The sequence below is a fragment of the Calothrix anomala FACHB-343 genome (assembly GCF_014696435.1).
Classification (GTDB): domain Bacteria; phylum Cyanobacteriota; class Cyanobacteriia; order Cyanobacteriales; family Nostocaceae; genus Aulosira; species Aulosira anomala_A.
Map to the genome: position 1 here is coordinate 49,777 of NZ_JACJQG010000042.1, position 24,433 is coordinate 74,209.

Annotated in this window: 20 protein-coding genes and 1 tRNA gene; 8 read left to right on the forward strand and 13 right to left on the reverse strand. The window is 41.5% G+C overall.

What is annotated here, in order from left to right; all coding sequences use genetic code 11:
• Positions 1-140: 140 nt before the first annotated feature.
• Both H6G08_RS37650 and H6G08_RS22485 read right to left on the reverse strand, forming a co-directional pair.
• On the reverse strand, positions 141-329 hold the full coding sequence (locus H6G08_RS37650) for a zinc ribbon domain-containing protein (protein ID WP_313942439.1): 189 nt from the start codon (positions 327-329) through the stop codon (positions 141-143).
• Between the two features lie 4 nt (positions 330-333).
• Positions 334-1,278 carry an RNA-guided endonuclease InsQ/TnpB family protein gene (locus H6G08_RS22485; RefSeq protein WP_242046237.1) on the reverse strand — a complete coding sequence of 315 codons (945 nt, stop codon included), beginning with the start codon at positions 1,276-1,278 and terminating at the stop codon, positions 334-336.
• 59 nt (positions 1,279-1,337) lie between these two features.
• Between H6G08_RS22485 and H6G08_RS22490 the strand changes: the two genes are divergently transcribed.
• Both H6G08_RS22490 and H6G08_RS22495 read left to right on the forward strand, forming a co-directional pair.
• Positions 1,338-1,502, forward strand: a complete 165-nt coding sequence (locus tag H6G08_RS22490) for a hypothetical protein (RefSeq protein ID WP_190546928.1) — start codon at positions 1,338-1,340, stop codon at positions 1,500-1,502.
• A gap of 329 nt (positions 1,503-1,831) precedes the next feature.
• Positions 1,832-3,529 (forward strand): DUF1565 domain-containing protein, encoded by a 1,698-nt coding sequence (locus tag H6G08_RS22495; protein ID WP_190546930.1) that lies wholly within the window; start codon positions 1,832-1,834, stop codon positions 3,527-3,529.
• A 645-nt stretch (positions 3,530-4,174) separates the two neighbouring features.
• On the opposite strand, the gene H6G08_RS22500 is transcribed toward H6G08_RS22495, so the two are convergent.
• Both H6G08_RS22500 and H6G08_RS22505 read right to left on the reverse strand, forming a co-directional pair.
• On the reverse strand, positions 4,175-5,908 hold the full coding sequence (locus H6G08_RS22500) for a calcium-binding protein (RefSeq protein ID WP_190546932.1): 1,734 nt from the start codon (positions 5,906-5,908) through the stop codon (positions 4,175-4,177).
• Between the two features lie 819 nt (positions 5,909-6,727).
• Complete coding sequence (locus H6G08_RS22505; RefSeq protein ID WP_190546934.1) at positions 6,728-6,997, reverse strand: DUF3493 domain-containing protein; 270 nt, start codon at positions 6,995-6,997, stop codon at positions 6,728-6,730.
• A 35-nt stretch (positions 6,998-7,032) separates the two neighbouring features.
• On the opposite strand from H6G08_RS22505, the gene H6G08_RS22510 reads away from it, so the two are divergent.
• Positions 7,033-7,104 (forward strand) — tRNA-Thr (locus H6G08_RS22510).
• A 220-nt stretch (positions 7,105-7,324) separates the two neighbouring features.
• On the opposite strand, the gene H6G08_RS22515 is transcribed toward H6G08_RS22510, so the two are convergent.
• Together H6G08_RS22515 and H6G08_RS22520 are read right to left on the reverse strand one after the other, a co-directional pair.
• Positions 7,325-7,564, reverse strand: coding sequence for a DUF7219 family protein (locus tag H6G08_RS22515; RefSeq protein WP_190546936.1), 240 nt, complete (start codon positions 7,562-7,564; stop codon positions 7,325-7,327).
• Positions 7,565-8,257: 693 nt separating this feature from the next.
• Positions 8,258-9,301 carry a M42 family metallopeptidase gene (locus tag H6G08_RS22520; protein WP_190546938.1) on the reverse strand — a complete coding sequence of 348 codons (1,044 nt, stop codon included), beginning with the start codon at positions 9,299-9,301 and terminating at the stop codon, positions 8,258-8,260.
• A 70-nt stretch (positions 9,302-9,371) separates the two neighbouring features.
• Between H6G08_RS22520 and H6G08_RS22525 the strand changes: the two genes are divergently transcribed.
• The gene (locus tag H6G08_RS22525; RefSeq protein ID WP_190546940.1) at positions 9,372-10,148 is read left to right on the forward strand and encodes a class II aldolase/adducin family protein; all 777 of its coding nucleotides are present in this window, start codon (positions 9,372-9,374) and stop codon (positions 10,146-10,148) included.
• On the opposite strand, the gene H6G08_RS22530 is transcribed toward H6G08_RS22525, so the two are convergent.
• From H6G08_RS22530 to H6G08_RS22540, 3 genes are all read right to left on the reverse strand, one after another.
• Complete coding sequence (locus H6G08_RS22530) at positions 10,090-11,172, reverse strand: SGNH/GDSL hydrolase family protein (protein ID WP_190546942.1); 1,083 nt, start codon at positions 11,170-11,172, stop codon at positions 10,090-10,092. The genes H6G08_RS22525 and H6G08_RS22530 overlap by 59 nt on opposite strands.
• 625 nt (positions 11,173-11,797) lie before the next feature.
• Positions 11,798-13,219: an S-layer homology domain-containing protein gene (locus H6G08_RS22535; RefSeq protein WP_190546944.1), complete on the reverse strand. Its 1,422-nt coding sequence runs from the start codon at positions 13,217-13,219 to the stop codon at positions 11,798-11,800.
• 205 nt (positions 13,220-13,424) lie between these two features.
• Entirely contained in the window at positions 13,425-14,921 is a 1,497-nt protein-coding gene (locus H6G08_RS22540) for a hypothetical protein (RefSeq protein ID WP_190546946.1), read from the reverse strand.
• A 128-nt stretch (positions 14,922-15,049) separates the two neighbouring features.
• Between H6G08_RS22540 and H6G08_RS22545 the strand changes: the two genes are divergently transcribed.
• Entirely contained in the window at positions 15,050-16,255 is a 1,206-nt protein-coding gene (locus H6G08_RS22545) for a histidine kinase (RefSeq protein WP_190546948.1), read from the forward strand.
• A 144-nt stretch (positions 16,256-16,399) separates the two neighbouring features.
• Here H6G08_RS22545 and H6G08_RS22550 read toward each other — a convergent pair whose 3' ends face one another.
• Positions 16,400-17,422, reverse strand: coding sequence for a response regulator (locus H6G08_RS22550; RefSeq protein ID WP_190546950.1), 1,023 nt, complete (start codon positions 17,420-17,422; stop codon positions 16,400-16,402).
• A gap of 822 nt (positions 17,423-18,244) precedes the next feature.
• Between H6G08_RS22550 and H6G08_RS22555 the strand changes: the two genes are divergently transcribed.
• On the forward strand, positions 18,245-18,505 hold the full coding sequence (locus H6G08_RS22555) for a CRR7 family NDH-1 assembly protein (RefSeq protein ID WP_190546952.1): 261 nt from the start codon (positions 18,245-18,247) through the stop codon (positions 18,503-18,505).
• 249 nt (positions 18,506-18,754) lie between these two features.
• On the opposite strand, the gene H6G08_RS22560 is transcribed toward H6G08_RS22555, so the two are convergent.
• Positions 18,755-19,306, reverse strand: a complete 552-nt coding sequence (locus tag H6G08_RS22560) for a DUF2854 domain-containing protein (protein ID WP_190546954.1) — start codon at positions 19,304-19,306, stop codon at positions 18,755-18,757.
• Between the two features lie 293 nt (positions 19,307-19,599).
• Here H6G08_RS22560 and H6G08_RS22565 point away from each other — a divergent pair, with 293 nt between their 5' ends.
• A complete protein-coding gene (locus H6G08_RS22565) occupies positions 19,600-19,782 on the forward strand; it encodes a hypothetical protein (RefSeq protein WP_190546956.1) in 183 nt (60 codons plus the stop codon).
• A 179-nt stretch (positions 19,783-19,961) separates the two neighbouring features.
• On the opposite strand, the gene H6G08_RS22570 is transcribed toward H6G08_RS22565, so the two are convergent.
• Positions 19,962-20,366: a response regulator gene (locus tag H6G08_RS22570; protein ID WP_190546958.1), complete on the reverse strand. Its 405-nt coding sequence runs from the start codon at positions 20,364-20,366 to the stop codon at positions 19,962-19,964.
• Between the two features lie 156 nt (positions 20,367-20,522).
• Entirely contained in the window at positions 20,523-22,733 is a 2,211-nt protein-coding gene (gene ppk1, locus H6G08_RS22575) for a polyphosphate kinase 1 (RefSeq protein ID WP_190546960.1), read from the reverse strand.
• A 533-nt stretch (positions 22,734-23,266) separates the two neighbouring features.
• On the opposite strand from ppk1, the gene H6G08_RS22580 reads away from it, so the two are divergent.
• A complete protein-coding gene (locus H6G08_RS22580) occupies positions 23,267-24,346 on the forward strand; it encodes an ATP-dependent 6-phosphofructokinase (RefSeq protein ID WP_190546962.1) in 1,080 nt (359 codons plus the stop codon).
• The last annotated feature ends 87 nt before the right edge of the window (positions 24,347-24,433 follow it).

The following is a 24,433-nucleotide window of genomic DNA, read 5'->3' on the forward strand; positions in this document are numbered from 1 at the left end:
AAAATTTTGGTGTTAACTTCCTGTTTCATTGTGGTCTTAGGATGACTCCTAAGAGGTTTGTCCACTCCGCAAGCTGACACGGTAGAGCTTACCGCCCAACGGGAGAGCCAGTTCGCCTACGAGAAACCCCTGCGTACCCGTCACTGGCTCACCACATCTGAACATTTTGGAATATGAATTCCATCAAACCAACGCTCTAGATTCTTTGATGCGTTTAAATCTCTATCCTCAATGTGATTGCATTCTGGACAGACGTAAACGCGATTTTTTAAAGGCATCTTATGACGATGCTGACCACAATTAGAGCAAATCTGAGAACTAGGAAACATCCTATCAAAAGCGCGTTAATTTGCTAGAAAATTTTTCAGTCTTGTACTCTAACTGACGCTTGAATTCATACATACCACAATCAGCAATAGCACCTGCTAATTTATGATTTTTCAAGAATGCTTTGATTGACAAATCCTCTATCTTTATCTCGCTGTGGTTTTTAGCTAAATAGTGAGTTAATTTGTGTATTGCATCTTGGCGAATATTACTGACTGTGGCGTGTATTCTACTTAGTTTCTTAACAGCTTTAGCTCTATTTTTAGAGCCTTTTACCTTCCTGCTAACACTACGCTGTAAACGCTTCATGCGTCTATTCATACGTTTGTAAGCTTTGGGATTTTTAAACACCTTGCCTGTGCTGGTTACAGCTAATTCTTTGATACCAATATCAACGCCTACAATCGGTCTATTAGCCGCAACAGATGGTTTATCAATCTCATATTTGATGGCAATAAACCATCTATTAGCTTGGCGTGAAATGACACAATTATGAATGAGCGTACATGGTAATGGTTCGGCTAATTTTACCCAACCTATTGACGGTAATTTAACACGCTTACCATCATTTTTAATCATTGGCTTGGCTTTGGTTCCCGATTCTAAATAGAAAGAATCTCTTTGACCTTTCTTTTTGAAAAGAGGTTGTTTTGATACCTTTTTAAAGCATCTATCCCAAGCCTGCCGTAAATCCGCTAACGCTTTTTGTGGAACATTTTTATTAACTTCATAATACCAATCATGCTGTGATTTCACCTCTGCAACTAATCTTTTATGTAAATCAATTGCTGATGGAATTTTTACAGCTTTGTTAGTTTCGCGCTGTTTCAAAACCTCTATAATTGCAGCATTTGCCCAATTATAAGCATGACGCGCCACACCACAAGCTTTTTTAAATGCTGTTTGTTGCTGATTATTTGGCATCAATGCTGTTTTGAAACTGAGTAACATTGCTCGACCTTCAATGTAGGCTATAATATCTAGTATATCAGATACATTGCTCTTTATGTATGCCGAAAATCAAATTCCAGCCTAAGAATAAAGTGGCTTTTGATAAAGCTCCTGTACAGTTCAAAGTTCTGCCAGGTGTGAGGGAGAAATTAAAAACCGTTCCAGACTGGCAGGAACGGTTGAGAGAATATGTTGATCAGTTAATTCAAGATGTGGACGATTAGGAAGCTTTGTCTGTATCTGGGCAGAATTTAGTCAACAGTTTCTAACCCTTGGGTGGGGAGCGTCAAAAAAAAATATCTCACTCATAAATAGGGTGCGTTAAAGTTTGTTAACGTGCCCTATTGGATTTTGTTACCATATTTTGTCTATTAATTCTGGCACTGTAATATTTATTAACAAAACAAAAAAAGTTTTTTACTTACGTATTTCAGAATTTAGCTGATCATTCGCTAACAATCCGGTATAGTTTTGCATGGGTTTGGTAGCTAGATAGCTGCTACCTCAAACCTTGTTTAAGGTAACCTAATTCAGCACTTCACAGACTTAAAAAATGAAATATCGGGGTTTTGAAATTTTGTCCGCCAAATATCTCAGTTCTGTTTTTGGCAGTAGTCCTACATCTCATCTACCATTGCGAGCCGGATTAACTACTGCATTAGTTATTGCCACTGGTTTAATCTTACCAGGTGGGGTCAATGCCGATCCCAGTCCCCAGAAAGCGATGTCTACGACGGGCTACGCCTACGCGCCAAATCTCATAGCCCAAGTTCCCGCCACTGGAACTGTAATTTACGTGAACCCAGCCACCGGTGCAGATACAGCCGGTGGGGGAACACAAGCTGCACCTTTTAAAACTATTACCTTTGCTCTGAGTCAAGCTCAAGCAGGGACAGTGATTCAACTCGCTGCGGGAAATTATAACCAGCAAAGTGGAGAAACTTTCCCTCTGTTAATGAAATCAGGGATTACACTGCGCGGTGATGAAGCCAGCAAAGGGCAAACCGTCATAATTACAGGTGGCGGTTTTTATACTAGCCGTACCTTTGCCAGACAGGATATTACAATTCTGGCGGAAAACAATACAGCGATCGCCGGTTTGACTATCACCAACCCTAATACAAGGGGTACGGCTGTCTGGGTAGAATCCACTAATCCCCTGATTACAAATAACACCTTTACTAAAAGTGTAAGAGACGGAGTTTTTGTCACAGGTACAGGGAATCCCAAAATTGAAAATAATATCTTTGTGCAGAACACAGGTAATGGAATTTCCGTAACTAGATCTGCCCAAGGTGAAATTCGCAACAACTTATTTCAGGATACTGGTTTTGGAATTGCGATCGGTGGAGCTTCCACACCTTTAGTAGTCGAAAACCAAATTATCCAAAACCAAGATGGTCTTTTTATCTCCGAAACTGCTAAACCTGTCCTTCGCAAAAATATCATTCAGAGCAATAAGCGGGATGGGGTGGTAGCGACTATTAGCGCCCTTCCAGACTTGGGAACTACGGAAAATCCTGGTGGTAACCTCATCCGAAATAACACCCGTTATGATGTGCATAATGCCACAACTAGTAATAAGATTAGTGCTATTGGCAACGATATCGATCAAAAGCGCATCTTTGGTTCCGTAGAATTTGTTGCTGCTAATGTTGGTGGTGCTACCGCCTTTAATGATGTGCCAACAGGTTACTGGGCTAAGGCTTATATCGAAGCCTTATCCTCGCAAAAAATTATTGCTGGTTTTCCTGATGGTACCTTTAAACCCAACGATCCTGTAACTCGCGCTCAATTCGCCACCATTATTAATAAAGCTTTTGCACCGCCAGCAAAACGCCCAGCCATTCAATTTAAGGATGTCAAAAGTGATTTTTGGGCTTTTGCAGCAATTCAATCTGCTTACCAAAGTCAGTTTGTTTCTGGCTATCCTGATGGCACATTTAAACCACAGCAACAAATTCCCAGAGTACAAGCTTTAGTAGCTTTAGCTAGTGGTCTTAATTTAACTACAGACAATCAAAATATCCTCAGTTTCTACACTGATGCTGCCCAAATTCCCAAATATGCCCTAAATCAAATTGCGGCGGCAACTGCCAAGCAATTAGTGGTTAACTATCCTACAGTGAAGCAACTTAATCCTAATCGGGATGCAACCAGAGCTGAAGTAGCAGCCTTTGTCTACCAAGCACTAGTCAATGCTGGACGCGCGCCAGCCATTCCATCAGCCTATTTAGTTACAGCTCAGTAAGCAGTAGTTAGGACTATTGTCCACAACCCAAAAGCCGAAAATTTGAACCGGCAATGGGCTGAAAAAGTCCTAGCATCAAAAGGGAGAGGTAAATTTAGCTTACCTCTCCCTCTACTATTTGATCGTTCTTAAATTAGCTAGAACAGGAAGAAGCCTCACACCTACCCGATAGGGAGGTGTTGAGATGAATTGCGAGCGAGATGACGACAGTCCTGTGACCGACCCAATCGCAGAGCGCGAAATTAGGCAGGAGGACATGGAGGAAACGAGCAAAATATTTCATAATTTGGTACAATAAGCTTGGTTAACTTCACCCGTATTGGTGTCTGATAAGCCTCTGCCCAGTGGCATTGCGACCATTGGTAAGCGACTCCGTTGCACAGCAAGCGAAGTAAGTAGGCACATCTTGATAAATACAAATCACCTCCGGGTTTGTCCAATAGTGCAAATAAGCCAGCATTTCATCCAGGACAGTAAAATTTGTAGGGTACAAGGTAAGAAATTACTTAGTCTGCGGTAGGGCATTCCGTAGACTTAAAACAAAGCTCATCGCCTCCGTTCGCGTAGCGTCTCCGTCAGGAGAAGCAATAGCTGGATTGGGTGAGAAGCCCACACTGTACTGCTTGCAGTCAGTGTGGGAGTATGTCACACGAACACAAACTGAGTTGTGTTGGTGAGGTTCAATTGGCCAAAAGCAGCACCTGCGGTAACGCCTTGAACAAGAGCAATTAGATCATCATCTGTAGTACTGGCGGTTGAATTTATGTCATAAATACCCACTCCTGTAAATCCTCCTGCAATAACACTATTTACTAACCGATAGTCAGCTGCTGCCCCCCTAAGCTGAATTCGATCTAACTCATTTGTTGGTTCTGGTGCCCCTAGAGAATTACTGAGGTCAAAATCAGTAATGCGAGCGAAATCAGCATTGCCGGCAGAGTCATAGAGGATCGAGCCAAATATACCGCCCGTGCCCAGTACGAAGGTATCTCGATCCAAGGAACTACCGCTTGTCAACACATCTATTTGACCATCTCCACCACCGGTCAAGATGTCATTGCCAGTACCACCGATGAGCGCGTCGTTGCCTGTGCCGCCGTTGAGCGTGTCATTGCCGCCTTCGCCGTTGAGGGTATCATTGCCCGCACCGCCGTTGATCGTGTTGGCAGAAGCGTTCCCCGTAACGCTGTCATTACCCCCACCCATCGTCGCATTCTCGAAGTTGATGTAGCTTTCACCGCCAAAGTTTGTCAGACCGGTTGCCATGTTGAAGACATAGTTCCCATTGAAGGCAGTATGGTCGATTAGGTCAACACCTGTGCCACCATCCATCGTCTCGCCGCCGAGTCCAGAGAACATCACATCGTTGCCAGCATCACCACGGTAAGTACCGCCATCGCCGTCTGAACGGATGATGTCATTACCATCACCGCCGTTGAGCGTGTCCCTACCACTGCCGCCGATGAGCGAGTCGTTGCCCGTGCCGCCGATGAGTGAGTCGTTGCCCGTGCCGCCGTCGAGCGTGTCATTGCCGCCTTCGCCGTTGAGGGTATCATTGCCCGCACCGCCGTTGATCGTGTTGGCAGAGGCGTTACCCGTAACGCTGTCATTACCCCCACCCATCGTCGCGTTCTCAAAGTTGATGTAGCTTTCACCGCCAAAGTTTGTCAGACCGGTTGCCATGTTGAAGACATAGTTCCCATTGAAGGCAGTATGGTCGATTAGGTCAACACCTGTGCCACCATCCATCGTCTCGCCGCCGAGTCCAGAGAACATCACATCGTTGCCAGCATCACCACGGTAAGTACCGCCATCGCCGTCTGAACGGATGATGTCATTACCATCACCACCGTTGAGGGTATCTCTGCCAGTGCCGCCGATGAGCGAGTCGTTACCTAAGCCGCCGTTAAGGATATCGTCACCCGCGCCGCCATTAATTGTGTCGTTGCCGCCATTACCGTTTAGGACGTTATTCAGGCTGGAGCCAATGATTGTCTCACCGCCTTGGCTACCCCCGACATTCTCGAAGTTGAGAATAGTTTCCGTATTACCACCACTGACTGAAGTGACACCTGTTGCCAAGTTGATGGTGACTGTGGAAGAGAAGTTAACACTGGAATAATCAATCGTGTCGATACCAGTTCCACCATTGTGGACATCAAAGCTTACAGCATCGTCATCGATAACCCTATCGTTGCCAGCGCCGCCGTTGACGGTATCTCTTCCCGTGCCGCCGTTGAGGGTATCGTTAGTGCCAAGAGCGTTGATAGTGTCATTACCGCCAAATCCGTTAATGATATCAGGTTGATCAATACCAAAGATTAGATCAATTTGACCGGGCAGATTGTTAGGGTTATTGTCGCCGTTAATAATTGCCATAATAAGTATCTCCTTCCATGAAAATATAAAGAAACTAACTCGTTACTTTCTGATAAAGAAACGAGGTGTATTACTGAGAAGGTTGAACTTTCAGTGTTTTTACACTATTAGGCAGGAGAGTAGTATGTATAGTACCCCGAAGGGTACCTTTTTATAGAAAGCGCCGGGAAACTCTGATCCGTGGGTGGAGAAAGATAGCCGCCCCGCCGCTTGGGGCATTGGTGATTTCTTCACAATGCGCCATTCTCTTGTAGGTGGCGTTTTTTATCGTAAATAAAAGGGTTTAAGACCCCTGCGTCTATACGTAGTATCATTCTCAGTCGGGGTTTAAATCCCCGACTGAAAATGTCTTTAATTTTGAATTTTGAATTTTGAATTTTGAATTTTGAATTGTTAATTGGATCTTTGTTCACAAGCAGAGATATCGGTGAACCCACCCCTACCCAGGCGCAGCAACATCAGTTTGAAATCCTGCTTTTTTCAAAGCCAGGAGAGTTCAAAATCCATACAACATTAAAGCGCCAAGATTAACAATTTGTTAGCTTGACGCTTTAAAAATTACTAATTTTATTAAATCAGGGCCTCATAATTTAACTGACCCTTATTTATGGATTTATATTCAGGGTCTTTATATGGGCTGACCCCGTTTGAACAATTTTCAGTTTCTCAGAAATTTTTTTAATTTCAGTTTTTCTAATATTTTTTTTATGTTTTCTGTCTTTAGGTTTCTAAAATTGAATAAAAGTTAAGTAATTTAAAGACTATAAACATATATAAAGTAAAAGCAGTTGCAAATTAATTGCTTAACTTTGACTTAATTTATGAACGTTTTTGTCTGTTTTCTTCCCAACGCCAAAGAAATATCATCAAAGCGACAATTCCTATCTGCAATAAGAAATTAGGTAATCCACTCTCAACATCTTTTCCCGCTAGCAGTTTGAAAAAAAATACGAATGCGCCAATAAAAGCAGAAGCACCAAAAGCAACATAGCTAAATTTTCTTAAGCCACGATAAGGAGCCTTCATTTCTGCTTTCAGGCGAGCATATTGTTCCGAGTTTAGGCGACTTTTGGGATTTTGTTCTACCATGCGTAAAAACTATGCTATAATTACGAACTGTATGCGCCGATGTGGCTCAGTGGTAGAGCAGCTGATTCGTAATCAGCAGGCCACGGGTTCAAATCCCGTCATCGGCTTTTATTTCAACTCAGTTGTGCTAGTTAATTGTCTTTAGAGGAACGCATCATAATTTTTACACAAAAGCTCCTTTGAAATAGCAAGACTAAGCAAAGGGCTAAGATAGCTTAACGCAATTGATTGAGCTACTTTATTTGTAGAGATCGCCTAATATTCGAGATTGCCAAAACGGCATATTCCTAAATTATTTAACTAAAACTTTAAAAAAATGCTATTTAGCTATAGAATATCTTTATTCCCAATTTGCAGTTGTTTTTTACTGCGTTTTAGTTCTTTCCACAGCAATTTAATTTGCTTATAAGCTTCCGCAGGCGGAATTTTTCCCCCAGTTTCCAAATTACAGATATAGCTTATGCGTTGGCTAAATTCTTGTAAATTTGCATTGAAAACTAGGTTTTTGGGCTGGACTTGACCGTAGTAGCGACTACGCGGGTAGAGAAAATCATCTTTACTAGCCAATTATGTTTTCTCCTATTTGGTTAATTCAGATTTTTATTCACAGTCCAAAATACACCTAAAGGAATTGTTAAATTTTTCTATGCAACCTTTTGTAATATTTGTATTCCTCAATAGTCGGTGTCAACTTTTGCCAGCATTTATAAAAACAGTAGGACTAACGTGTCTCAACTCCAGAGGTTGTATAAAATAAAGGTTTTGATTTTTCTAAGCGGAAATACTTAGCCTTCAAATCCTTAAGGAAAAACAGTTGTCAAACAAAAGTCGTTAGCCCTACTGTAAACTGACGTACTCAATATAAAGTTATGCCTTTTTAGAGACCATTTTTACTATGGGAAAAAATCATATAAAATCAGATCTTTGCAAATAGACAAATAATTCCGTGAAATTAAGGAAACTAATATTGGTATTAAATTAAAATAAATATCCAGAAATTATGCGTAGATTACTCTTTACACCTTTAATTTATTCATGACTGAGTAAATGGTGGGACTATTTTCTATACACAAATTTTCTCTAGACAAAATATTAAAATCACCTTCATTGCGGTAAATACGAATAAAAGCGGCGCAATTTGTGTTATTTATTACCAACTATTGACGGCAAGCAGTTTGGTATCCTGACAGATAAGGCGTTGCTTGCTTCCCTATCTGTAGAATATTCAGAAGATATTGGCTTCTATCTCCAGATTGACAATCAATCAAACTCAGTGAGACAAAAAGCTGTTAGTAAGTCTATACAATTAGCGATCGCGCCTAGATGCGCAATTTCATAACCATGTGTATTCTGTGTCGGAAATGCTAAACAAGCAGCACGACCCACATGTCCGAATTTCATCGCAATCGATGCATCGCTACCAAATTGACTTAAAATTGCTAGCTGTACTGGTATATCACGTTGTTTAGCACAGTGGCGCAGTTGCCCATTCAATATTTCATCATACATGCCATAGGCATCTTGAGACAAGATTACCGGACTTTTTCCCTCTTTAATCGGATATTCGCTGGATAAAGGGCAAATCTCTAAAGCAATCAAAGCATCCAAAACCTGATTTTGAGTGAAAAATAAAGCGCCAATTGCACCCACTTCTTCTTTAGCTGAGGCTACCAAATAAACATCGACTGGTGGCTGTTTGACTTGTTGCGCCAGAGCCAGGAGAATTGCCACTGAGGCTTTGTTATCTAAGGTGTAACTAGCAATATAATCCTTGAGCCTAATTGGGTGCTTGCGATGCTTACCGATCGCCATTCTGGTTCCTGGACGGATACCTGCTGTGGCTAACTCTTCTGTTGTCAGTTTTGTTTCAATCCAGGCGTTTTCCCACTTCACAGCAGTATCTTCTTGCTGGACTTTTTGGGGTGATTCATGGGATACATGACGGGAGCCAAAACTGAGAATACCGCTAATAGTTTGGTTATCGCCTAATAAATCAACCACGCCCTCACCGTAAATCCACGGATAAGAACCGCCCAGTTTGCGGACTTCCACCCGACCGTCATCGCCAATAGTTTTAACGATACCGCCAATTTCATCTTTATGAGCAGTGATGGCAATAGCTTTGTCAGGATTTTTACCAGGAATCTTGGCAATGATATTATCAGCGCGATCGCTCCAAACTTCCACACCCAGACTAGCAAATTGCTGAAGTAAAAATTGGTTAATTTCCGTTTCCACACCGCTAGGGGAATGGTGCATGACTAATTCTGCAATTATTTGAAATAGCTGCTCGTAATCCCACATAAATATATGATTTTTAGCTGACAATTAAATATAAATATTTTTACCTAAAAATTATCTATTCGGGGTGAAAATGCAAGCTATCTCTAGAGCTAAACCAAACTTTTTTCAACAACCAACCTTTGCTTCTGTTAAAGAAGAACGCCTACATCGTCAGCAACGCCTAGCCGCAGCTTTCCGGTTATTTGCGCGATTTGGATTTGATGAAGGTATTGCAGGACATATTACAGTCCGCGATCCAGAATATCCCGATCAATTTTGGGTTAATCCTTTAGGAAAGCATTTCGGTTTAATTCGCGTCAGTGACCTAATTTTAGTCAATCAGCAAGGTGAAGTGATAGCAGGCGATCGCCCAGTCAATACAGCCGCCTTTGCAATTCATTCTCAAATACATGCAGCTCGTCCTGACGTAGTCGCAGCAGCTCACGCCCATTCTATCTATGGTAAAAGTTGGGCTAGCCTGGGTCGTCTGCTCGATCCTTTAACCCAAGATGCTTGTGCTTTCTACCAAGACCATAGCCTGTTTGATGACTATACAGGCGTAGTTTTAGAAGTCGCTGAAGGTAAACGCATCGCCCAAACATTAGGCAAAAACAAAGCCATAATTCTCAAGAATCATGGCTTGTTAACAGTTGGTCATTCCGTGGATGAAGCTGCTTGGTGGTTTATCACAATGGAGCGCTCTTGTCAAGCTCAACTCCTAGCCCAAGCGGCTGGTCAACCGCAATTAATCAAACCAGAATCTGCCACTATTGCCCATCAGCAAGTAGGAGGGCATGATTTAGGTTGGTTTAGCTTTCAACCTTTATATGAGTTGATAGTCCACCAGGAACCCGACCTACTATCGTAAGTTGTGGCTGTTTGCGTTTGCGTCTGATAGCAGCTGCTGTACCCCAAGCTGCGATAGCCAATGTCCCCAAAGCTGGAGAAGGTTCGGGGACTGACTTCGCCTCTAAAGCATTTAGTGCTGAAGTTGCAATTAACTTATGAGTAGCAGCTGTTGGGTGATACTCATCCCAAAATAAATACTCGTCGGGATTAGAACAGGTGATGGAAGTTGTTTCACTGGTGAAGGTGAGACAAGCATCACTAATATTTTTGATGCCCAGTTTATCTTTATTGGCGATCGTCTGCTCAAATAAAGAATAAGCATCAACATAAACAATATTGAGATCCGGTTTTTGGCTCAAAATATTCAGCGTTTGTTCTAAAGCTGAATTAAAACTTTTGGTTGCTAGGCTAAGTTTGTTAGGATCTCGACCACCGATTTTAGCTGCTGGTAGTTTGCCTAAATCTGGCAAATTAAACACCATCAAATTTTTAACACCAACTGTATCACTTGCTAGAACATTCAACGCTTGTGATACATATTGAGCTGGGGTGGTAACGTCTGTCTCATCCAGAAACAGAAAATCATTTGCACCTGCCCAGAAGGTGTAAAGTGCATTTGGGTTAGCCTTCTGGTTACTTTGTTTTAAAGAATCTGCGTAACCTAGAACTTGTGCAAGTACTCCAGGTAAGGGTAAATCGGGACGGACAGCATTACCCAAACCAGTAGAAGCACCTCCAAAAGCGAAGTTGATACCTTCTGTAGGATCAACAGGATTAGTAAATAAAGTAGGTTGTAAATTTAGCTCATCTCCAAGATCTTCCACCCATAGAGGCCCATTGGAAAAACGCCCATCTGCATAATTTGCAATTGGTGGGCCTGGAGGGTATGTTTGCCCCGATGCATTATATGTGTTACGACGATCGGAGAGACTATCACCAAATACGTAAAGCTGATTAAATGTGGTGATACTTGCAGCATTTGCCTTGATTGGCAACATCAAAGGTAAGAGAAAAAATCCTGCCTGAACAAATTGTTTTTTCATGATTATGTAACTTAGGTATTCTTGGCACTGTATGAATAGAAAAAATGGGAATAATTTAAATGAAATTACTGATTTTTGATTAATTAATAGCCAAAAAGAGCATGTTTTCTCAAATATTTGATTTTGCTTACGTATCTTTGATGAGATGAGCAAATTACGTACCAATCAAATATAAATTAAAATGCTTTTTCGTGCCTAAATTTACGGAATTTTTATATATACCGCCTATTTTTTTCACAAAAAATTCTCAATTTCTATCCTGAAAATTATCAGTGTGGGCGGGGGAATGCCCACTTTACGCGATCGATTAAGTACGTAAGTACTAAAAAACAGCAATCTAGGACTTACGCACCGAACACAAAAACCCTCACAAGGGTGGTCAAAAGTCAAAAGTCAATGGTCAAAATTCACGTTTTTGGACTATGGACTATTGACCATTGACAAAAAGCATGAAAAATATCTGACACTGCGTAAGTCCTACAATCAACTTAAGTCCTGACTATTAATGGACTTCCAGAGAATAAATTACCCAAGATATTTAATCAGGTTTTTCTCTACTCCCCCTGCTCCCTGCTCCCTGCCCCCTGCCTGCATAGAGATTGGTTATTTTTTTAATTGAAAGTCCCTAAGTTTGTGGACGCTGTAACTTTAAAGCATCAACAGCTGATATTCCCTCGCCTTGGGTGCCAAAGTACCATAGTGCGGCTGCTGCTTCGGCGCGAGTTACTGGTTTTTTCGGTTGAAATAATGTTGTATATCCAAATACTCGCCGGATATTTGATTGTTCGCCATTTTGGTGATCGGCTAATACGGCTCTTAAAGCTTTGGGGTCAATTTTGCCTGCATCTTGAAAACCCCAGGTTTGTTTTACCGCATCTAAGCTAGCAGTAGGTAAAGCTTGGCGGCTATCTAAAGGTATTTTCCACAGTAGCAACTGCTCCCTTGTTAAGGGTGCATCAGGACGGAATAACACGGCGGTAGTATCACCAGATAAGGAACTAGGAATTAATCCCGCTTCGGCTAATCCTTGAATTGCCGGAAAATCAGGATCTTTGACAGAAACATCAGTAAAAGCAGGTTGGGCGCTGTCTGCGGCTAAACGAATCTGTTTGGCTGGATTATTTGCATACATAGCATTGTTAGCAGCTACTAACCAACGAGCATATTCTCGCCGAGTAATGGTTTTTGCGGGGGCAAATTGGCTAGTTTTTGCTTGGGCGTTGTTTTTAGTTGCTTGTATGGCTGGAGACAAAACACCTAATTTAGCTAAATCCTGAATATGCTCTCGCAGTTGTTGTGGTGCTTGGTTAATATCAGTGAATACAACAGATGTATTTGTAGTTGCACTAGATACTGGACTATTTGCTACAGTTCCCGGCTGTGTGGCTGCGTTTGTCGGTAGTACAGGGCCAATAAACTGCGAATCGCCTGGTTGAGGAACGCCGCTAGGAGTTTGGGCGTTATTAGTTTCAGTCTCGCTGGGGCTGCTAGTTGGCGTAGCTTGCGCCGTTGTCGTGCTAGATGGTAAATACTCAATTAATAATTTAGTGGCTGTTTGTGGCTGATTAGGTGCAGGATTGGTGACTGATTGAGCTTGAATTGAAACCTTAACCAGTACATTATTACGCTGCGCCTCAAAAACGCCGCCAACATCATCGCTAGGTTTTTGGTTAATCTGCCAATTATTAGCTTGGAACTGATTTGTGTAGAAATTGGTAATAAAATTGCTGGGGTCAGCACTTAGCCAGCGAGTTGAGACTTTTTTTTCTGTGTCAGTTGCAGGTGTAACTGTTTCTAACTTGGCATTAGGATATATAGGGATATCTTGGGGAAAATCAACTGGTAATTGAACTGTTGATTGGTTTGGCTGTGTTTGCGGTTGCTGATCCTTCGGTTCACCAAACACAACTGGGTTAGTTTGCAACTGAGGATCAGCCGCCAAAGATTGTTCTAAGTTCTTGGCGGTAGGACTGTTAGCACAGGCTGTTAACGAAGAGAGGAAAACAGCCAAACTCAGAAAAACAGCTGGATTTTTACAGGGCAGCACAGGAATTTATCACATCTAGTGTCAATTCCTACCCTAGCGCAGACTGTCCCCTGAAAGTTCAAGCCTTAGGGATGAAGTTTTTCAATGGTCAATGGTCAGAGACGCGATTAATCGCGTCTCTACAATTTTTATTTTGAATTTTGAATTTTGAATTTTGAATTTTGAATTGATTCATTTGTCCTCCTTGTCTCCCTTGTCCTCCTTTTCACTTAACGGCAATTTGAGGTTCGGGGAATTGATGTAAAACGCGCCAAAGAACGGTGTAGCTACCATCTGCACGGCGTCGCACTGGGCGAAAGGCAACTAGGATGTCGCTGCTAGGTATCTTTTCTAACTGATTTAAATATTGGCGCTCTTGTGGTGAAAGGGGTTTACCACGGATAATCATATCTGGTACTTGGAATTGTAGCGATCGCACTAAATAAGTATGGTTTAATTCTGCTTTCGCACTGGCGAAAATTACTTGGTTGAAGTTCCAGTTCTGGTCTTTACCAGTCACAAACCGCCGCCGTTCTACTTGTAACTCTTCTAATTGCTTGGGCGGTTGGTAATTGAGGAAAAATTCTCTCGTGGTTTTGGCTACAGGTTGCAACTGAGAATCTAACTTAGTTAGGGGAATATCGCCTAAATCTACCATGAAACTGTAGTCTACACCTTGATACCCTAATTCAAAGCGATCGCCTATTATTTGAAGTGCTAGACTGGGAGTAAAACCCCCTTGAGCATCACCTAGCAAGGGGAAAGGATAACGTTCGCTCACAGTCGGTGTTAAGCGATTTTCCAGTCTACTTAACGAACGCTGGTAAGCCAAACCAGGTAACACGCGGAAAATGCCAGTCTGAGGCAATTTCAAAAAAGTGGCGTAGGTTTGGGGTTCTTGGGAATCTATGTCGTAAGTAAAACGGTCAAGTATGGCTGAAGTTTCCTGGGGATATGTAAATTGATTTGGTAAAGGAAATTCTACTTGAGCTGCGGTCAAGAATTTCTTGACAGTTGCTATTGTCTTCAGCGCGTCTTCGGGTGCGGCGATCGCGGGTGGCACAGGTGGTATATATTCAGCTATAGCTGTTTTAGCAGTCCGACCAATCATTATTTGGGAAGACGAAGCTAAATTCTCTGCTGGTGTCGCTAACGGTGTCGCTAGTCGGTCGAGTTGGGGATACTGGAGTGGTGCAATACTCAGCACTGGATCTGATTGCCGTTCGCCCGTCACTAAGGGTAGGCTGGTAACTAACCCTAATTCTCCCCGCCGAGACAATAACCGATCTAATATCGGAGCCAGTTTTAATAATTCTTGGTTAGATGCATACAAAGAGCAGTAAATTTTTAATTGTGACCTATTTAACTGCTCGGCTAAAGGGGAATTCTGAGTGATATCCACTCCGGAGGTACATACATTTTTTGGACTTTTATTTTGCCTGGAGAGAAAAGCATCTACCAACTTGGTATGAACAGTTAATTGTCCTTGCACAGCTCGCATCTGATTGGCATCAGGTGAGATCATAGCTTGCTCAATCCGAGCTAGAAGATTTATCTGTTGCTGTATTAACTTACTAGCTGTAGTATAAAAGCTTTCATTTGCTGGCATTGTTGCCGGAATTTGTTTCCCAGAAGCTGAAGACCTATGATCGGGGTTTTGATTGCTAACTGGAATAGAAGCTAAAGAAAAAGGAAGTAAAAGACTAAAAAATATGTATCTCATCTTTAAAAGCCCTGGACTGATGGGAGTATGAAAAATCTAAAATAGATATTAAATTTAAAAGAAAGAACGACCACCGACAAGCGTCAGTCCATTTTAAATTTTCCTCAAGCGTCGCCGGGTTGTTACCAGTGCTGAAACACGATTACATGCCAGTTTCTCAAGACCAGCCGATCTCTTCTGAGGCTCCGCTTCAGCTGTTACTATTTGTTGATGGGCGTCCCAAGTCCCGACAACAAGTACAGCGTATACGTGCTTACTTAACAGAATTAAAAACTGGGTATCAATTTGAACTACAAATTATTGATGTAGGACAACAACCTTACATGGCGGAACACTTTAAATTAGTGGCAACGCCAGCATTAGTTAAAATCCACCCAGAACCCAGACAAATTATTGCGGGTAGTAATATCATCGGTCAGCTGAAAAACTGGTGGCCCCGTTGGCAAACGGCGGTAGATACCTATGTGCAACTGCAGGAAGATTTACAAGAACGTTTAGATGAAAGCGATCGCGTAGTGGCCCCTCAACCGACGATAAATTCAGTGGCTGCTTCTGCCGAACTGATCCGCTTATCTGACGAAATCTTTCGTTTAAAACAGGAAAAAGAAAAACTTCAAGAGCAATTGCAATTTAAAGACAGGGTAATTGCTGTATTAGCCCACGATCTGCGGAATCCTCTAACTGCTGCGGCGATCGCCATAGAAACTCTCCAATCTAATTACAATATTGAAACTGGGCAATTTCAGCGCCTCAAACCAGCAATGACAGCCCATTTATTAAAACAAGCCCGCAATCAAACTAAGATTATTGACCGTATGATTACGGATCTTTTACAGGGTGGTAGAGGCAATGATACAGAGCTACCAATAGTACCCCAAAAAATGGCGATCGGCAAACTTTGTTTAGATGTATTAGAAGAATTACGCGATCGCTACAATGCTAAATCTCAGCACATAGAAACCGATATCCCCAAAGATTTACCTTTTGTTTATGGCGATCCAGAACGCATCCACCAAGTGTTGATGAATCTGTTAGACAATGCCATTAAATATACGCCTATTGCAGGTAAAATCAGTGTTACCGGACTGCACCGCACGAGTCAAAAAGTGCAGATTAGTATTGGGGATACAGGCCCGGGAATTCCTTTAGAAAACCGCGATCAAATATTTGAAAACCACTTCCGCCTGCAACGCGATGAAGGCACAGAAGGTTATGGAATAGGTCTTTGTGTCTGCCAACGCATTATTCGCGCCCACTACGGTCAAATTTGGGTAGACTCTGTCCCTAATGGTGGCTCATGGTTCCACTTTACATTGCCAGTATATCCCTCTTAATCACCGCATTTTTAGAAAGGTAAGTAGAGCGGCGCAATTACAGATAGTTGGTAAAGACTGTCATTAGTCATTAGTCATTTGTTAGCGGCTTCCTTGTCTCCCTTGTCCCTAGCTTCTAAATAAATCTACTTGCTTCGAGAATGTTTATTTGAGAATAATGCGATCGCGCCCCTCTGCCTTGGCTTGATAAAGTGCTTTATCTGCCTTGACAATCAAATCTGAGGGCGAAGATTCCCATGTCGGAACCATAGTTGCCACACCCATACTCAGGGTGACATACTCACTCACATCAGATCCGTCATGAAGTATTTTTAAATCCCTCACACCCGCTTGCATCGCCGCAGCTACATGAACTGCACCTACAGCATGAGTATTAGGCATAATCACAGCAAATTCTTCGCCCCCATAACGGGCTACTAAATCTTGATTTTTTTGTGCTGTATGACTTAAAACTTGACCTACCTTTTGTAAGCAAACATCGCCAGCAGGATGACCGTATTTATCATTGTAAAATTTAAAAAAGTCAATATCACATAAAATCAGTGATAAAGGTGCTTCTTCTTGCGCTAAATTAATCCACTGCGTATTTAAATAATCATCAAAGCGGCGACGGTTCGCTAACCCTGTTAAGCCATCAACGTTAGCGATATGTTGTAACGCCTGATTTGCCGCCTCTAATTGTTTATATACCTGTGCTTGTTGTAACAATCGCCGTAAACGCTGGCGTAAAACTGCCCAGTGAATTGGTTTGGTAATATAGTCCATCGCCCCTGCTTCAAAGGCACGGTTAACAGACTCTTCATCATCCAAGCAGGTAATCATCAATATGGGCGTCCGTTCCCATAATTTTGAGATGACAGTATTGTTTAAAGCCGAGTCAGTATCAAAACTCGCCAATGCCGAGATTAAGTTATTCCTGGCAATCTTCAGCAATTGTCTACAGCATGTGAAGCCATCCATCACCGGCATGACCGCATCTAGCAAGACTATATCCGGTTTGATAGTATCGTAAGCATCTAAACATTGCTGACCATCATTGACCTCGACCACTCGATAGCCTTCTTGTTCCATAGCTTTACGCAACAGCACTCGCATGGTCTTATCATCATCAGCCACCAAAATTAGGGGCGGTTGCTTAGAAATAGAAAATGGACTTATGGCTGACATGAGTTGCGTTCCACAGAAATTGAGAGTATCGGTAAGGGCGAACCTACTAAAACTTGCCCCTTGAACCAAATCGCCTGGGAGTGATAATTTTTTGTATTAGTCACAATCCTATTCAGCAAACGATTTGGTAGAGGATATGTAAGATAAGTAAAAAGCTGTAAGCAAAGCTGGAAAAAAGGCTGTTATTCCAGACAACAGAGATGATTGCTCCCTAATTGCCAACACTTGCCGCAAAGGTGTGTTCTGGTGTGGAACGGTTGAATCTTCAATTATTTTCAGCCAAGCAAAGGGTAGATGACGAGGTTCCATAGGCAGTTGATTGCAATAATAAGGCTTATTGATACCTTCTTGTCCAGCTAAGGACATGGGAAGAAATTTATTATTTATATTTCCCTACTGCTCCAGTCAAATTGTCATTTTGGGGAAAACTTCAAATACTTACCTTTCTTTTTTACGTTATACGGCGATTTTTGCCAGTAGCATGAACCCCAGATTTATGTATATATAATCTGAGAGTTTTACGTAAAAACCCTGATGTTAAATCGGATTTAATGAGCTTTGGCTAGAATTTATTAATTATTAGTTGTAAAAAAGCAGTACAGATGAAATGAGTTCCACTAGCAAAAATGAAAATAGTTTTGAGAAATAATCTCAATACAGCAAATATTCAGAAATGATGGTTTTTAATTGCTAAGAGTATGAAATCATCAGCAAATTGAATTGCTTAATGGGTTTTAGCTTAAACTAGAGAAAGTGATGGTAATAAAATTTCTACCATTACCAACAAAAAGCGAAATTTTGAAAGTCAGTTATATACCCTAAATGCCCAATTCATTAATGTATGCTGAGGACTATTTTGTTGTCCTAGAAACAAACCAACCAGAGCAATTTTTAACTGCTTCAGAATTATTAGAAAAACTCCAGCTAATTTTGCAACAAGTAAATCCTCAAGATTTACCACCTGATGTGCAAAAAATTAGTGGTTTAGCAGAACAAGCCCAATATTTAAAAGATACGAGTTGCGAATTAGATTTAGGCCCCGGACAATATCTACAATGGTATGCAGTGCGGTTAGAAAAATGAGTTTTTAGTCAATAGTCAATAGTCAATAGTCAGTAGTCAGTAGTCAGTAGTCAGTAGTCAGTAGTCAGTAGTCAATGGTCAGTAGGGGCGGGTTTTGTGAGATATTCATACAGAAAACAGATATATCGCTGAAACCCGCCTGTACAAAAGTCAAAAGTCAACAGTCAAAAGTCAACAGTCAACAATTCGTCGCCTAAAATTTCTCAACAAATGACAAATGACAAATGACAAATGACAAATGACTATTAACTATTTTTCTGGAGTAGTAATCAGTGTGAGTTCAATTTTATCTTCTTCTGGTTGCGTGATTTCTACTTTAACTCCAGGGCCAAAATACTTGGTCATTTTTTCTTGCTTTTGCTGCCAAACATCAATTCCTATGAGTGGCGAATCAAATTCTACAATTAAGGTGTAAGCACCATTAATTTCTTTTTCTTTTAATCCTGTAACTATTGGTCTTTCTTCATCTGTAGGACTCAAACCTAAATAAGCAAGTGCTACATCAAAATGGGCTTTTTGTCCATAGCAATATCTGGTGATATCTTTACGAATTTTATTTTGTGTAACTGTTGCTTGTTGTTCGCGGAGTTTTAAAACTGTGGGTGTTGTAGCTTCGCTAAAGGGTATGGGTTTTAATTCATTGGCTTTGAGTGCTAATCCTCCTAGCAATAGAGGAAACCCATAAAAAAATCCAACAAGATTAAGTGTGGCATTATCGGCGGCGTAGGCAATAAATCCCACCAGGGTTAAAATACTACCGACGGTTAAACCGAGTGTTCCCAAAGAAATTTGGCGTAACATGAGCTGATGTGAGTATAAATTCTGAAAGCATTAATTTTAATATCATCGGCTATGAGTCACATCTAAGGGAAGAGTGTCAGCTAAAACTATTGTGATGGCTGTTGACTGTTGACTGTTGACTGTTGACTGTTGACTGTTGACTGTTGACTGTTGACTGTTGAGAGTTAACAGATTTTATTAGTAGTTATGCAATTTATACGCGCATGAGCTTAACTAGGTTTAGCCATTAAATTTTCACTCTCCTCTTTTTTGCGTTAATTTAGACTTGAGGATAGTTAAGGAATGTAAAAACAATGGATATACAGACTATAAAAGAACGCATTGCTGCGGTTGAAAGCAAGCGCGATTACCTACTCAGCCTACTAGAACAACCAAATTTAGGAACTCTGAGAATTGATGTCAATCAAGCTTTGGAAGAATTAGACGAGTTGGTGGACGAATTTAAACGCACTATTCCTCAGACAGAAAATAACTAAGCCTATTTAAAGTTTATCTAGGCGATCGCAAATATGAAAACTGCGTCGGTATAGCTTTTAACTCAAGCTATACCGACGCTTTTATATAAGAGCATGTCCCTCATTCCCCAGATTTGAACTGCGCCTTGGTTCGTCCAGATCCTTGGCTGTCTCATCTATTGTTTACCTCAGTTATTTTTTTAGGTATCACCTTTGCGGGTTCCTAATTGTCTAACTAAAGCTATCAGCTCGTTGGTTGGGACATCCTTTTTACATACATCATCAAAGCTAGTCATGGCTTTTGTCTGCTGCAAACTTGCATCCTCTATGGAAGAGTAAGCAAGGATTTGTGTCTTAGGGGCGATCGCTTTAATATGACTAGATGCACTCCACCCATCCATTACCGGCATTTGCAAATCCAGCACAATCACATCCGGATGATGGCGCTTTACCATTTCGATGGCTTCTTGGCCATTCTTGGCTAAACCGACTACTTGAATATTTTCTTGGCAAGAAAAAGCTAACTGTAGTGTTAAGCGTGTTAATTCGTGATCGTCAACCAAAAGAACACGTAAGGTAGAAGACTCACAGGACAACATTAACATTCAAAGTAAAAGACTAAGTACTATAACTTTTATAGTTTAGGGGAACAAGTGGGAGGAATTACTCTATCCTATGGTTGAATAATTGCCTTTCTACCAAGAATAAATAATAGAGTTTTTGTGAGGACTTATTAAAGTTTTCTCAAAGACAGAATTTTTCTAGTTGTCAAGATAGAAAGAATTCTTTTTATTGTCAATGAGATTTGCGGCGATGCTGGTTGAGCGTAAGGCCATATTAATGAGAGTTTTTTGTGAATGGGCTTCTGGGGCGCGATCGCCTGGATGGCGTTGAATATAGCTACCATTGCCTTGTAATTCCCAGGCTTGGCGGTTATCTGCCAGCATAATTCCCAAGATTTCTTGCAAATCTTTAGCAATATCTTGGTCTTGGATGGGAACGATCACTTCTACCCGGCGATCCAAATTGCGACGCATCCAATCGGCACTACCAATGTATATTTCTTCTTGACCATTGTTATAGAAATAAAAAATTCTTGAGTGTTCTAAAAAGCGACCAACTATGCTAATGATGCGAATATTTTCACTGATGTCTTTAAGTCCAGGTCGCAAACAGCAGACTCCGCGAATAATTAAATCAATTTGCACTCCAGCACGGGATGCTTCATATAAAGTGGCGATAATTTGGGGATCGACTAAGGAATTCATTTTGGCGACAATCCGCCCGGTAAATCCATTTTTAGCATTGTCGATTTCGCGATTAATTAATGCTAAAAAGCGATCGCGCATGTTCACTGGGGCTACAAGTACTTCTCGATAAGACTTTTGCCGCGAATAACCTGTTAAAAAGTTAAATAAATCAGTAATATCCGCACCGATTTCTTCATTACAGGTAAATAATCCTAAATCTGTATACAGGCGTGCGGTTTTTTGGTTGTAGTTGCCTGTACCGATATGTACGTAGCGACGCATCCGGTCTTTTTCGCGACGCACAACCATGATAGTTTTACAGTGGGTTTTTAGCCCGACTAAACCATAAACTACGTGAACCCCTACTCTTTCTAACCTTCTCGCCCAGTAAATATTATTTTCTTCGTCAAATCTGGCTTTTAACTCGACTAAAACCGATACCTGTTTACCATTTTCCGCCGCCGCAATTAAGGCGTTGACAATAGGTGAGTCGCCGGAGGTGCGATAAAGGGTCATTTTAATCGCTAGCACATTTGGATCGTGGGCGGCGTGGGTAATAAAACGCACCACTGTGGCGGTAAATGATTGATAGGGATGGTGAACTAATAAATCCCGTTCCCGAATCACCGAGAAAAAGTCCTTTCCTTCTTCAACTTCGGGAATTTCCGAACTAACGCTAGGTTCCCGTAACCATTGGAGACGGGAAGGTACTACAGACTGTCTGGGGGGATCTTTAAATTCTGGCAATGGTAACGCCATAAAGTACATTAAATCCCGCAGTCCTAATAGTCCATCGACTTCATAAACATCGCTTTCGGTTAATTCTAAATCTTGTAATAAACGCGATCGCACTGCTTCGGGGGTTTGCGATTGAATTTCTAACCTCACAGGAGTCCCACCAATGCGGCGCTTTCTCAATTCCTGTTCTATCGCTAACAGCAAATCGTCGGCTTCATCTTCTTCTAAAGCTAAATCGGCGTCGCGGGTAATGCGGAAGGGGTGATACTCTTGGATATTCATTCCCGGAAATAGGGAATCTAAATTATGAGCGATCGCTTGTTCTAAAGGTACACCAGTCCAGTGCGCTGGTTGACCGTTGTGTTGAATTCCTAATTCTGGCGGTAAAGGTAAAAATCGGGGTAAAACTTTAGGAACTTTAACTCTGGCGAAAAATTCTTCTTCTGTTTCCGGATTTTTGACAACAACTGCCAAATTTAAACTCAAATTAGAAATATAAGGAAAGGGATGGCTAGGATCAACAGCTAAAGGTGTGAGTACGGGAAATATTTGTTCTTCAAAGTAATTATCTAGATAATTGCGCTGTTTATCGCTTAAATCGATATAGTCAAGTATATGTATATGATTATTTGCTAGCAGTGGTCGTAATACTTGCTCAAAATGTTGGTGTAGTTTAGTCACCTGTGGACTGAGTGTAAACCTGATATCATCTAGCTGTTGTTGTGGCGTCCGCCCATCAGGACTTAATTGAGTAACTTTGGCTTCGACTTGTTGCTTTAAACCTGCAACCCGTACCATAAAGAATTCATCTAAATTCGAGGTAAAGATTGCTAAAAACTTGAGTCTTTCTAGCAGTGGTGTGCGCTGATCGCAAGCTTCATGTAATACCCGGCTATTAAACTCTAACCAGCTTAATTCTCGGTTGAGATAATATTGTGGATCGTTCAGATTAATCGAAGTACCGCTCTTTTTAGATTTTGGCATGATCGCTGGAAAACACAAAGTTGCCGCCCATCATCAACCATAGTAAAGGAAATGGTGTCCGGCTTTGTGGAGTTTAGCAAAATTACTTGTTAAAAAGCGATCGCTAACTGTATTGATTTGTTAAAAAGCTTTAAAAAACTAATATATATTCTGGTACGCAAATGTTTGTACAATAAGCATCTTGCGTGAATCATATTGGCAAAGGTAGATTAATAGTTTTTTCTTTATTCTCAGTTGGTATAGCGCTCAAAGCTTGCAAGTGTATCGGTTCAATTAAGGATTGTTTGTCATAGATTTAAGAGCAAGGAAAAAGAAATTATGCGGGGCGGTGCAATGAAAATACTGTCAATGCTCAATGGGCATTGGGCATTGGGCATTGGGGAGCCACTGCGTTGGACGGGTTTCCCGGCTTAAAGCAAGTGGCGTCATTGGTTGTTTGTAAGGGTTTAAAGACAATTTACCTACCAATTTACTTAAGTAAAACCGCGCCTCAGACTAATCAAAAAATTTCATTTTTGAAATGTAAAAAAAATATGGGAGAATCTAAGCGTATTGGCATTCTTACTAGTGGTGGTGATTGCTCTGGTTTGAATGCAGCGATCAGATCTGTAGTTCACTGTGCTGGCGAAAAAGGTTGGGAAGTATTAGGAATTCGCCAAGCAACTTTAGGATTAATGGCGCGTCCGCCACAGGTGACGAAACTAGAAATAGACCAAGTCGATCCCCTATTAACTTCTGGGGGAACAATGTTAGGGACGACAAATAAAGGCGATCCCTTCGCTTTTCCGATGGCTGATGGTAGTTTATGCGATCGCTCTGAGGAAATTATCGCCGGTTACCATCAACTCGGTTTAGATGCCTTAATTGGCATTGGTGGTGATGGTAGTTTGGCAATTCTCCGCCGTTTGGCGCAACAAGGCGGCATTAATTTAGTCGGCATTCCCAAAACCATTGATAATGATATTGGTATTACCGAACATGCCATCGGTTTTGATACGGCGGTTAATATTGCCACCGAAGCATTGGATCGCCTACATTTTACCGCCGCTTCTCACAGTCGCGTCATCATTTTAGAAGTAATGGGGCGTGATGCGGGACATATTGCGATCGCGGCGGGAATTGCTGGCGGTGCAGATGTAATATTAATTCCCGAAATTCTCTACAATATTGACCACATTTGCCACAAGATTAAACACCGCCAAGAACAAGGCAAAAACTATTGTTTAATCGTCGTTTCCGAGGCGGTGAAAACTCAAGAAGGTGCAGCCGTCACCATGACTAACAGCTTGGGACAATCACGATATGGCGGTATCGGTCAATACCTAGCAGACCAAATAAGCGATCGCATTGGCGCAGAAACCAGAGTCACCGTTTTAGGGCATTTACAACGAGGCGGTACAGCTTCCCCCCTAGATCGCCTAGTAGCCGCTGCCTTTGGCGTCGCCGCCGTCAACCTCATAGAACAAGGTAAATATGACTACATGGTCACCTGGCAAAATCGCCAAGTTTTCGCCGTCCCCATTGCCGAAGCGATCGCTCAATATAGAGCAGTCAACCCAGGAGATACCCTAGTCAAAACTGCTCGTGGTTTAGGCATTTATTTAGGAGATTGAGCGCAAGAGTCAAGGGTCAATGGTCAATAGTCAATAGTCAATAGTCAATAGTCAATAGTCAATGGTCATGCCAATTTAAATAGTGTT